Below are 10,544 nucleotides of genomic sequence, written 5' to 3'. Positions count from 1 at the left end.
TTCAAGTACAGTAAGTTAATCCTATACCTGACAAATAAGAAGTAGAACTATTGGAAAAATGAAACTGCGCTAATCTAAAGGTTGGCGGTAAGCTCAAAAATTATATCTAGTTTGGCTGAATTGCGTATTTTTACAAAAAGACCATTATGACAGACATTCAATTATATAGCCAGATTTCCTCCTTGCCGAATGAGCTGAAAAAAGAAGTATCGGATTTCGTTGAGTTCCTAAAGCATAAATCCAAGGCAAAGAAAAAAATCAAGGAGCGGCAGTTCGGATGCGCCAAAGGTTTCTTCAAGATGTCCCCCGACTTTGACGAACCGCTTGACGATTTCAAGGAATACATGTAATGGAACTCCTACTCGACACGCACGCCTTCATTTGGTTCATCAACGGTGACGACTCACTGCCTTGTAAAGTCAAAAATGAAATTAAGGATGTCAGAAACAAATGCTTCCTCAGCATCGCTAGCCTCTGGGAAATAGCTATCAAGACAAGCCTGGGTAAGCTTGAACTCAAATCGGACTTCAATAAATTGGCTGATTTTCTGTCCGCCAACGAAATCGACATTCTGCCTATCACCTTCGAGCACTTGCAGAAGTTGCTAAACCTAAAATACCATCACCGCGACCCTTTCGACAGGATTATTATCTCGCAGGGTATAACGGACAAACTAACCGTCCTAACAAAGGACGAAAACTTTAAAAAGTACCGCGTCAAGATAATGTGGGAATAAAGCCTACCGCTAACATTGTGTAAACATCATACTTCGGCCGACGGCCTTGCACACTTTTTACACGAGGCCGAAATCTATGAGTAAAACAAGCACTCTGCGCTAAATTTTATCCAATCTGATCTCATAGGGGGTGCCTCTCTTTATAACCGCCACGATCTGGTGGAGGAGCTTGTTCCTGACCGCGTTCAGAACGCTCATCTTGCTCTTGCCCTCCGCCACTTTCCTGTCGAAATACGCCTTCATCTCCTGGTTGTAGCGCACGCTGTTGAGGGCGGCCATGTGCAGCACCTGCTTGAGGTTTTTGTTGGCGAACTTGGAGACACCCGCCTTGGCCATGACGCTCGTTCCGCTGCGGTATTCGAAGGGGGCCACCCCGCAGTAGCAGGCCAGCTTCCTGCCGTCATCCATCCTGGTAAAGCCTTGGGTGTAGACCAGCAGCGAGACGGCAAGCACCTTGCCCACACCCTTCACTGAGGTAAGCAGGTCATACTTACCCTTCAGGGCATCGTCCTTGGCGATGAACTCCTGCATCTTCTCCTCCACCTGCTCCATGCTCTTCTCCAGTCCCTGGACGGCTTTCTTGTTCACCTGCCCCAGCGTCTTGCCGGAGATTAGGTCTACCGCCAGCAGTTCCTTTATGGTGACCTTGATGCTCTGCAGCGCCTTCTGCAGCCTCGACCTGTTGGCTTGCAGGTCCTTGAGCCGCTCCAGCGTCACCCCGGAGAGATTCACGCACTTTGCCTGACTTTGGTGCAGCAGGGCATAGCGGGCGATCCGCTGCGCGTCCACCTTGTCGTCCTTTCCCCTGACCATGCCGATGCTCCTCTTTATCTGCAGGGCGCTCTCCATCCATACCCTGACCTCTCTGGCCAACAGGTAATGCACCAGTTGCCTGGTGTAGAGGCCCGTGTGCTCCAGACAGCAGAGGGTCTCAGGCCCCGCCTCGCAGCCGTGCTGCCTGGGCCAGGCCTTCAGGCGCCTGAAGCCCGAGGGGTTGTTTGGTTTTGTGGCTCAGCTCTCTTCCGCCGCCGCTATCCAGCAGGCAAATATCCAGGCTGTCCTTGCTCACATCGACGCCCAGGATGAAGGCGGGCGCTTGGGAATGGGTAGGCTTTTCCATATCTTTTCATCAGGTTGTGCAGACGGCGGATCGAAACCTTTATCATGGGCCCTCAAGTCCCAAAAATCTATATGACCCTTGCCTGCGGGTTTACAAATAAGGCAGCCAGACTGAATCGGTCTGTAGGTTGATTTTTCGCCTGGTTAGCGAGTAGTGCCCTGGCTGCCCCTTCAGCTACAGTGAAGTTAAACCTGTGGCTGGTAATAAAGAACTGTGGTTGTGGGAAAATTTATATCAGGGCAATCTAAAGGTTAGCTGTACAACAACAAAAGGGCCGCCTGAGATTCTCTCAGGCGGCCCTTTCAGTTAAAAACAGTTCCTCTTAGAACTGATCAATAAAGCTATTCAACGTAGCGCTGGGCCGCATGGCTTCGGCGACCTTCGCGAAGTCTGGGTGGAAGTAACCGCCCATTTCTACGGGTTTGCCTTGCTCGGCAATTTGCTCCTGTACAATCTTCTCTTCGTTCTCGGTTAAGCTTTGGGCGAGGTCAGAGAAACGGGCTTTCAATTCCTCGTTTTTGGTTTGTTCCGCTAAAGCCTGTGCCCAGTAAAGCGCCAGGTAGAAGTGGCTGCCGCGGTTGTCAATACCGCCTACTTTGCGGGAAGGGGATTTGTCTTTCTCCAGGAACTCGGCGTTGGCCTGGTTCAGGGTTTCGGCTAGCACTTCCGCTTTCTCGTTTTTGGTTTTGTAGGCCAGATCTTCCAGAGAAACCGCCAAGGCTAGGAACTCACCCAGAGAATCCCAACGCAGGTAGTTCTCCTCAGCGAATTGCTGCACGTGCTTAGGGGCAGATCCGCCGGCACCGGTTTCAAACAGCCCGCCGCCGTCCAGCAACGGAACAATGGAAAGCATCTTGGCGCTGGTACCTAATTCTATAATCGGGAACAAATCCGTCAGATAATCCCGGAGTACGTTACCGGTCACCGAGATGGTGTCCTGTCCGGCCACGGCGCGCTCGCAGGAGAAACGCATGGCTTCCACCGGAGACATAATTCTGATGTCCAGCCCGTTGGTGTCGTGATCCTGCAAATAACGTTCTACCTTTTTAATGAGGTTGGCGTCATGCGCACGCTGCGGGTCTAACCAGAACACCGCCGGAGCCCCGGTAATGCGGGCTCTGGTCACGGCCAGCTTCACCCAGTCCTGAATTGGCAAGTCTTTGGTCTGGCACATCCGCCAGATATCGCCTTCCTCTACTTTATGTTCCATCAACGCATTTCCCGAGGCATCCACTACGCGCACGGTGCCGGTGCCGGTGATTTGGAACGTCTTGTCGTGCGAACCGTATTCTTCGGCTTTCTGCGCCATCAAGCCAATGTTGGGCACGGTGCCCATGGTCTTGGGATCGAAGGCTCCATTTTGCTTACAGAAGTCAATGACCTCCTGGTAGATGCCCGCGTAGTTGCGGTCTGGAATCATGTATTTGGTGTCGTGCAGCTTGCCGTCGGTGCCCCACATCTTGCCCGAGGTACGGATAGCCGCTGGCATAGACGCGTCAATGATCACATCATTAGGGAAGTGCAGGTTGGTGATGCCTTTGTCAGAATCTACCATGGCCAGCGCCGGGCTGTTCTGGTACACCGTCTGGATATCGGCTTCGATGGCGGCTCTCTGGTCTTCGGGCAGTTTCTGCATTTTGTTGTACAGATCGCCCAAGCCGTTGTTAGGGTCAACACCTATTTCTTTGAAAATGGCGGCGTGTTTCTCAAACACGTCTTTGAAGAAAACGGTGACCGCGTGCCCGAACATAATTGGGTCAGACACTTTCATCATGGTCGCTTTCAGGTGCAAGGAAAGCAAAACACCTGATGCTTTTGCATCAGCGATTTCTTTCTCATAGAATGCCCGCAGCGCTTTTTTGCTCATCACGGAAGCGTCAATCACTTCGCCGGCTTTGAGGGCCAGTTTCTCTTTGAGCGTGGTAGTGGTTCCATCAGCGGCTACAAACTCAATTTTCACGTCACCGGCCTGCTCCATTACCACCGACTGCTCGGTGCCGTAGAAGTCGCCTTCCTGCATGTGCGCTACGTGTGACTTTGAATCGGAAGACCAGGCACCCATGGAATGCGGATTCTTGCGGGCGTACTGTTTCACGGCGTCGGCCACGCGGCGGTCTGAGTTTCCCTCGCGCAACACCGGGTTCACGGCGCTGCCCAGCACTTTACCGTAGCGGATTTTGATTTCTTTTTCGGCCTCGTTTTGTGGATCTGCCGGATAATCTGGGATGTTGTAACCCTGCGCCTGCAACTCTTTGATAGCCGACGTCAGCTGCGGAATGGAGGCCGAGATGTTGGGTAATTTGATGATGTTGGCCTCCGGCGTTTTGGCTAAATCGCCTAATTCTGCCAGGTCATCGCTCTGCTTCTGGTCTTCTGACAGGTTTTCTGGAAAAGTAGCCAAAATACGGCCTGCCAAAGAAATGTCTCTGGTTTCTACCTCAATACCGGCCGCTTTGGTAAAGGCTTTCACAATAGGCAGGAAAGACTGGGTGGCCAGCGCCGGGGCCTCATCGGTGATGGTATAAATGATTTTCGCGGTTTTTGTCATGTTGTTCTTTTGGTTAAAAAAATACGGCCAGTAGTCATTCAAACGTAGAACGACCTCTGGTTTGGGCACCTCTCCTAAAAGGCGGGTTCCCCTAGCAAATATAAGCGTCTTTTTCATATAGGCTACCCCGAAGCACGGCGCAGTCCCTGTCCTTTCCACCTACGGGCATCCAGACATTGAGATTAGCTAGAACATAGGATTTAGCTTCGCTTAAACGGCTAAGATTTCAGAAGCTGCTTAGTTAAATATTCTCCTTCTATATTTTCTTATGGAATTCTTACTACTCTCAAAATCCTTCTACACATGTTTTGGGGCATAAGCCTTAATCAACCATCACCTGACTTCTGCTCATGACCCAAGGCAAACATTCCATACATAACACATTCTTTTTCAACAAGGTAAACCTGTACTGATTCTTCAGAGAAACGGCTTGCATACTCTCTGCTTTTTTGTTCAACCTTTTCGAAGACGAAGGACATATAAATCATGCCATACACCCTATCATGCCTAATCACCATTCATTACTTAAAAATAATTTTAACTACTTAAAATATAACTATTCAATATACAATATAATTAACAAGACACATTAAGTTTAAAAATTATAATTATTTTTATGAATAGTTAAATTATACAACCACCTTGGTACGTGTATACGGGTTAAATAGTTGCACGATTACAAAAATAAATATAAATTTGTGCATATTTTAAACACTAAGGATTACTTTTCATCATTATACCAACGATTAATATAACATTCTATCATATAAAACCCGCCCTCCAGCCGACCCATACCTAAACCCAAAAATTTATATTTCCTTTTATGAAGTCAATTTTACACACGCTCATTGTTTGCGTGGTGCTCACACTACTGCAGGTAGAGGTGTATGGACAAAGAACCACCATCTACCATGAAAATTTCTCAGGCACGGTCACTAATATGACCTACAACTGGCAAAGTGGGAATACCCCATTGAACGCTAGCTCTTACAGCAAAGCATCCAGAGGAACCTACTTGTCTACGCCGGCTACGGCAGGCACCTACACCCTTGAATTAGGAGAATTTTCCACTGGCGGATACACAGATATCAAAGTAAGCTGGGGTGGTATTAAAGCAGGCAACCCATCTATAAAGCTAGAATATAGCTTTAACGGAGGAAGTTATGTTCCAGTAGAAGGCTGGGCAGACGTAAAGGGTTATTGGTCTCCAGTAAACAATACCAGTAAAAAAGACTGGGCTGCTCTAACCACAGACTTAGTGGGGGTATCATTACCAACATGCTTTAACAAAGGATCTGTTAAACTACGTTGGACTTATGAATCGACTGATTCTTCCACTACTTATGCCATAGATGATATTACTGTTACAGGAGTACCTTATGGAGAGACAAGCCAAAGTATAACTTCCAGCACTTCTGCTTCAACTACATCGGCCGCCATATCCACTTTCAGCTGGGCATCTAGAAGTCAAGATGAAGAGCCTTTTACGGTAGCCGGAAATAAAAACACCAGTACTTTCTATGAACAAGATGGCGTAAAAATGCAGTGGGGCAAATTCCAGGCTGACAGAATGGATATGTACAAGCAACGGGTAACGCCCGAGTTCCAAGCCAAGAGAACTTTCTCATTAGGGCAGCAATTCTTCGACAATACAACTATTAACAAATTCACTACTACTTCACTTAACTTGGACAAACCTGTAGTAGGCCTTTCCTTTACTTTGCATGATGTAGATGAGACACCAACTAGTAATCGTGACGTTGTTAAAGTTGTTGCCTATGGTTTAGAGGGAACTCCCATTTATCCAAAGAAACAGCATGTACAAGTGACCTCTTCTAATGAATTTGTGACAGTTGGCAATGAGGTCATTCTTAGAAGCATGACAGATCCGGAAGATATGAGCCCAGGAGGTTACAATCCATATGAGATACAACCCTACTCTGATGAGGCGGACATAACTGTTACTTTCCCTGAAGCTGTTAACAGAGTAGAAATACATTTTTCAAACAGCGTACCAAATGGAATCTATCTAGGTCAGCAAGAAATCGCAATTTCAGATATCTCTTGGCGAAATATTAGCTTGCCTGTCTCCAAAGTAGATTTTACTTCTCAAAGCGGCATTGACCCTACCCCACTACCTGTCACCTTGGTGTCTTTTGAGGTGAAAAAGATGGGAGATGGCGCCAAACTGGAATGGTCTACTGCCTCAGAAATCAACAATGAGCGGTTTGTGGTGGAACGCAGCTTTGATGGCAAGACTTTTGAAGCCATTGGTGAGGTAAAAGGAGCCGGTAACAGTGCAACGCTTCTAAAGCACTCCTTCCTTGATCGTGCACCTAAAGCAGGCACCAATTACTACCGCTTAACCCAGCACGACTTCGACGGTGAATCTGAGGTATCTAAAACTATTTACCTAACCTATACGGGCACCACCTCTTCTAGTGCGCTCTCTACCTACCCTAACCCCACTACAGATGATTTGACCATCAAACCATCTGCTAGCTCAGAAGCTGACCAAACGTTCTATATCTTGAATACTGCTGGTAGCTTGGTAAAAACGGTAGTGTTGCCTAAAAACCAGACGTCCGTTCAACTATCGGTACGGGAGTTAGCAAGCGGTCTTTACCTGGTAAAATCTGATAAAGCTGTTAGCAAGTTTTTTAAACAATAAGACCAGAAGCCGCTTAGCAAAGCATCACGATTGACATGCTTCCCCAACAACAGCAAAAGGGTGCCCGCTCTCACTGAGCGGGCACCCTTTTGCTGTTGTTACTGCTTATACAAAAGAGGAAAGCAATAGCTGCCGAAGCAGGCAGCAAACCCAATGCCTGCTACATTAGCCAGGAGGCGGAAACTCGTATACAGGGAGATGAAGACATTGAAAAACATTCTGTGCTTAACCTTACTCCTGCTGGCGAGTTGCCAACCTAATTCTTCTCAGAATAACGCCTCTTTAAAAGAGGAGACGGGAACAGTCCACCCAAGCAAAGAACACCGGCAAGCCGATGTACTGGCGAAAGACACATTGAATGCCGTGCAAGACGAGGTTGTACGAAAGCCAACGGTAGGCACCACTCCTGATTTTGAGGTGTTTTTTGAAAAATTTAAGCGAACCGCAGAGCAGCAAGACACCAAGGAATTCAACAGCTGTATAGACCCCAAAACAGGCTTATACATCATTGACGCGCCAGGAGCGGTGCCCCGTTTCACTTATCTCAAAGACATCAGCAGGTATGAGCACCCCCATACCCAGGAGCGGGCTTTTTCCATCACCAAGGGGATATTCAGAAACTGCGATTTGGAAGCGGTACAGACCTTACCAACTCTCACCTGCCAGGGCGACGACGACAACTTTGCCCGTAGGGGGTGTTTTGTGGCAGACGCAGTGGCTTTCAGGGAGAGCGAGGCACCCAAATTTGCCGGTCTGTCTACGCAGGAAGAGAACAATGCAGCACAGACCCAGTTGCTGGTCAACAAGACGGTGCTGCATACCAAGAGCGGCTTTAAGTTCCACTTCGGGCGAATAAAGGGAAACTGGCGGGTGCTGTTCATTGATTTGACGGTGCCGTGCAGTGCCTGAAGCAGTAGCACGTATCGCGCAGCTCGATAGAATGCGCGCCCTGGAAAACAGGTTGAGATGCGTACGCCGGCCGCAGAAATATCTTCTTGGCTAAAACAACCGTAAGAAGAACCTCAATCCCTGTTTCCGGCCCGTTTTCCTAAAAAGAAGCCCAAAACGCAGAACTCAGCACTCAAGACTCAGAACTTCCCAAAATGGCCTGGTACCAACAGCTTCCCCCACCCGATCCGCAGCTTGTCAAAACCTTGACGGCGCAACAAGAAGAAATGCGTCAGCAGGTGGTGCTCCAGAAACCCGATTTCGATTTGAAACTGCTGGCCGGTTGTGATTCTTCGTTCATCGGAGAGAATATCCTGTCGGTATTTGTGGTGCTGTCTTTTCCGGAGCTGCAGCTGGTGGAAAGCGTGTGGCATTACGCACCCGTGGAGTTGCCGTACATCCCCGGTTTTCTGGCCTTCCGCGAAGCGCCCAATCTGGTGAAAGCGTACCAGAAACTGCAACACATCCCAGACCTGATCATGGTTGACGGGCACGGCATCGCGCACCCGCGCCGATTGGGAATCGCGAGCCAGTTGGGCGTGTCGCTGAACAAACCTACCATGGGCGTGGCCAAGAAAGTACTCACGGGCAGACACGAGGAACCCGCAATGGGAAAAGGCAGCATCACGCCCCTCACCCACCGCGGCGAGCACATCGGGGATGTGGTCAGGACTAAAGACAAGGTGAAACCAGTGTTTGTCTCGCCGGGGCACCTCATGGATCTGGGATCGGCCACCGCCGTCGCCTTACAGACCGCCATCAAACACAAACTGCCGGAACCCACCCGTTTGGCAGACCATTACGCCGAGGTGTACAAGAAAGAAGTGGTTTGAGTTAACGCTTCCAAGGGATTCGCCACCACGGGGAAAACACGTACCCTTAACGTGAAGACCTGTATCTGCTCGGAAACCACCATTTCTGCTCTCAAAAACAAACCCAGCCTAGGTGTAGTAGTATATTTGCAGGGTTAGCACGAGGTTGAATCCTTTTGCTGATCACCAGAAATCTTTGTGTCACCCAAATCTGGAAGTAAAAGAGAAAGTGAAAGAAGCAGCCCAAGCCTTGAAGAAGCCCTCTTTTGATGTGCAGCGCGTACGGCAGGATTTCCCTATGCTCCAGCAGAAGTTGAACGGCAAACCTTTTATCTACTTAGATAGCGCCGCCAGCGGGCAAAAGCCGCAAGTGCTGATAGACCGCCTTAGTGACTTCTACGCCAATGAGTACGGCAAACCCAATGAACAGCATACCGACAGCAAGAATGCCACCGAGATGCTGGAAGAAACCCGCCAAAAGGTGGCAGACCTGATCAAAGCCAAAGACAGCAAGGAGATTGTCTTTGTGCGGGGCTGCACCGAAGCCATCAACGTAGTGGCCTCGGGCTTTGCGCGCGGTTTGCTACAAGAAGGCGATGAAATCATCACCACCCTCATGGAGCATCACGCCAACATTGTTCCCTGGCAGATGGCGGCGCAAGACGCAGGAGCCGTGGTGAAAGTAGTGCCTATCACCGCCACCGGGGAACTTGACTTAGCCGCGTTGGAGAACATGATCTCTGAGCGCACCAAAATCATAAGCTTGGTACATTCATCACAGATATTGGGCACCATCAACCCCATCAAGAAAATCACGGCTATGGCCCACAGGAAAGGGGTACCGGTTCTGGTAGATGGCGCCCAAACCGCTCCGCACATGCCCCTTGACATGCAAGACCTGGATTGCGATTTCTACACGTTCTCGGCGCATAAAATGAGTGGCCCCACCGGCGTAGGTGTCTTGTACGGCAAAGCCGATTGGCTGGAGAAACTCCCGCCGCATAACGGTGGCGGCGAGATGGCCGAAACTGTGGAGTTTGAGAAGACCACCTACTCCTCCCCGCCTAAAAAGTTTGAGGCCGGCACCACCTCCTTCGCAGATATCATTGCCTTAGGGGCCGTCATTGATTACCATAACGCCCTGGGCATGCAAGCCATTGCCGACTATGAGCAGGAACTGCTGGAATACGGTTTAGAGAAATTAAACCAGATCAAGGGACTGCATATTCTGGGCTCGGCGCCCGAGAAAGAACCGGTGGTGTCCTTCACCATTGACGGGGTAGATGTAAAAGACTTGGAAAAATACCTGAACAACGAGTGGGGCATCGCGGTGAAAGCCGGCAATCTTGCCTCACAGCCCTTGATGAAGCACCTTAACGTAGACAAAGCCCTTAGGGCCTCCTACTGTTATTACAATACCAAAGAGGAGATTGACACCATGAACCAGGCCATTGAAGCGTATTTGCAAACCAAAGCCTGATACCCCCTCAAAATCATTTGCTGGTGTTTTTTTGATTCCCCAAGAGCCTTTCTCTGGTAGAGAAAGGCTCTTTTTTTGGTTAGCCCCTTTCTATGTACCCCCCTTCCCGAACTCTATTTCAGGGCTACTTTCTTCAAAATGCAGACAAAGGAGGTGATGAAGTCCCTCTTCCAGGATGCAGCTCTTAGGAAAGCTCAGTTACCCGGTTAACTGAGCTTTTTACGTTTTA

General features: G+C 49.2%; 9 protein-coding genes. 6 read left to right on the top strand and 3 right to left on the bottom strand.

From position 1 onward, the window contains the following. Positions 1–146 precede the first annotated feature (146 nt). A complete protein-coding gene (locus tag HHO50_RS16695; protein WP_181307586.1) occupies positions 147–350 on the top strand; it encodes a DUF2281 domain-containing protein in 204 nt (67 codons plus the stop codon). Then, positions 350–736, top strand: coding sequence for a type II toxin-antitoxin system VapC family toxin (locus tag HHO50_RS16690; protein ID WP_181307584.1), 387 nt, complete (start codon positions 350–352; stop codon positions 734–736). Before HHO50_RS16695 ends, HHO50_RS16690 begins: the two co-directional genes overlap by 1 nt. A 99-nt stretch (positions 737–835) precedes the next feature. Here HHO50_RS16690 and HHO50_RS16685 read toward each other — a convergent pair whose 3' ends face one another. From HHO50_RS16685 to HHO50_RS16675, 3 genes are all read right to left on the bottom strand, one after another. Then, the gene (locus HHO50_RS16685) at positions 836–1,711 is read right to left on the bottom strand and encodes a transposase (RefSeq protein ID WP_181307601.1); all 876 of its coding nucleotides are present in this window, start codon (positions 1,709–1,711) and stop codon (positions 836–838) included. After that, complete coding sequence (locus HHO50_RS16680; protein WP_181307582.1) at positions 1,668–1,856, bottom strand: hypothetical protein; 189 nt, start codon at positions 1,854–1,856, stop codon at positions 1,668–1,670. Before HHO50_RS16680 ends, HHO50_RS16685 begins: the two co-directional genes overlap by 44 nt. 322 nt (positions 1,857–2,178) lie before the next feature. After that, positions 2,179–4,404, bottom strand: coding sequence for an NADP-dependent isocitrate dehydrogenase (locus HHO50_RS16675; RefSeq protein ID WP_181307580.1), 2,226 nt, complete (start codon positions 4,402–4,404; stop codon positions 2,179–2,181). An 823-nt stretch (positions 4,405–5,227) separates the two neighbouring features. Here HHO50_RS16675 and HHO50_RS16670 point away from each other — a divergent pair. The 4 genes from HHO50_RS16670 to HHO50_RS16655 all read left to right on the top strand — a co-directional run bounded on the left by HHO50_RS16670 (position 5,228) and on the right by HHO50_RS16655 (position 10,315). Further along, complete coding sequence (locus HHO50_RS16670) at positions 5,228–7,075, top strand: T9SS type A sorting domain-containing protein (RefSeq protein ID WP_181307578.1); 1,848 nt, start codon at positions 5,228–5,230, stop codon at positions 7,073–7,075. A gap of 198 nt (positions 7,076–7,273) precedes the next feature. Further along, a complete protein-coding gene (locus HHO50_RS16665) occupies positions 7,274–7,984 on the top strand; it encodes a hypothetical protein (protein WP_181307576.1) in 711 nt (236 codons plus the stop codon). A 194-nt stretch (positions 7,985–8,178) separates the two neighbouring features. Next, positions 8,179–8,856 (top strand): deoxyribonuclease V, encoded by a 678-nt coding sequence (gene nfi, locus HHO50_RS16660; RefSeq protein ID WP_181307574.1) that lies wholly within the window; start codon positions 8,179–8,181, stop codon positions 8,854–8,856. Between the two features lie 175 nt (positions 8,857–9,031). After that, positions 9,032–10,315, top strand: a complete 1,284-nt coding sequence (locus HHO50_RS16655) for an aminotransferase class V-fold PLP-dependent enzyme (protein WP_255478786.1) — start codon at positions 9,032–9,034, stop codon at positions 10,313–10,315. Positions 10,316–10,544 lie beyond the last annotated feature (229 nt).

It is taken from the genome of Rufibacter sp. XAAS-G3-1 (genome assembly GCF_013623775.1).
Classification (GTDB): Bacteria; Bacteroidota; Bacteroidia; order Cytophagales; family Hymenobacteraceae; genus Nibribacter.
The sequence above is the reverse complement of the archived record's forward strand: the minus strand, read 5'-3'. Positions and strand labels throughout refer to the sequence as shown.

Coding starts and splice junctions, on each gene's coding strand:
- HHO50_RS16695 (WP_181307586.1), top strand. CDS start 147: ATGACAGACATTCAATTATATAGCCAGATTTCCTCCTTGCCGAATGAG.
- HHO50_RS16680 (WP_181307582.1), bottom strand. CDS start 1,856: ATGGAAAAGCCTACCCATTCCCAAGCGCCCGCCTTCATCCTGGGCGTC.
- HHO50_RS16665 (WP_181307576.1), top strand. CDS start 7,274: ATGAAGACATTGAAAAACATTCTGTGCTTAACCTTACTCCTGCTGGCG.
- HHO50_RS16670 (WP_181307578.1), top strand. CDS start 5,228: ATGAAGTCAATTTTACACACGCTCATTGTTTGCGTGGTGCTCACACTA.
- nfi (WP_181307574.1), top strand. CDS start 8,179: ATGGCCTGGTACCAACAGCTTCCCCCACCCGATCCGCAGCTTGTCAAA.
- HHO50_RS16675 (WP_181307580.1), bottom strand. CDS start 4,404: ATGACAAAAACCGCGAAAATCATTTATACCATCACCGATGAGGCCCCG.
- HHO50_RS16690 (WP_181307584.1), top strand. CDS start 350: ATGGAACTCCTACTCGACACGCACGCCTTCATTTGGTTCATCAACGGT.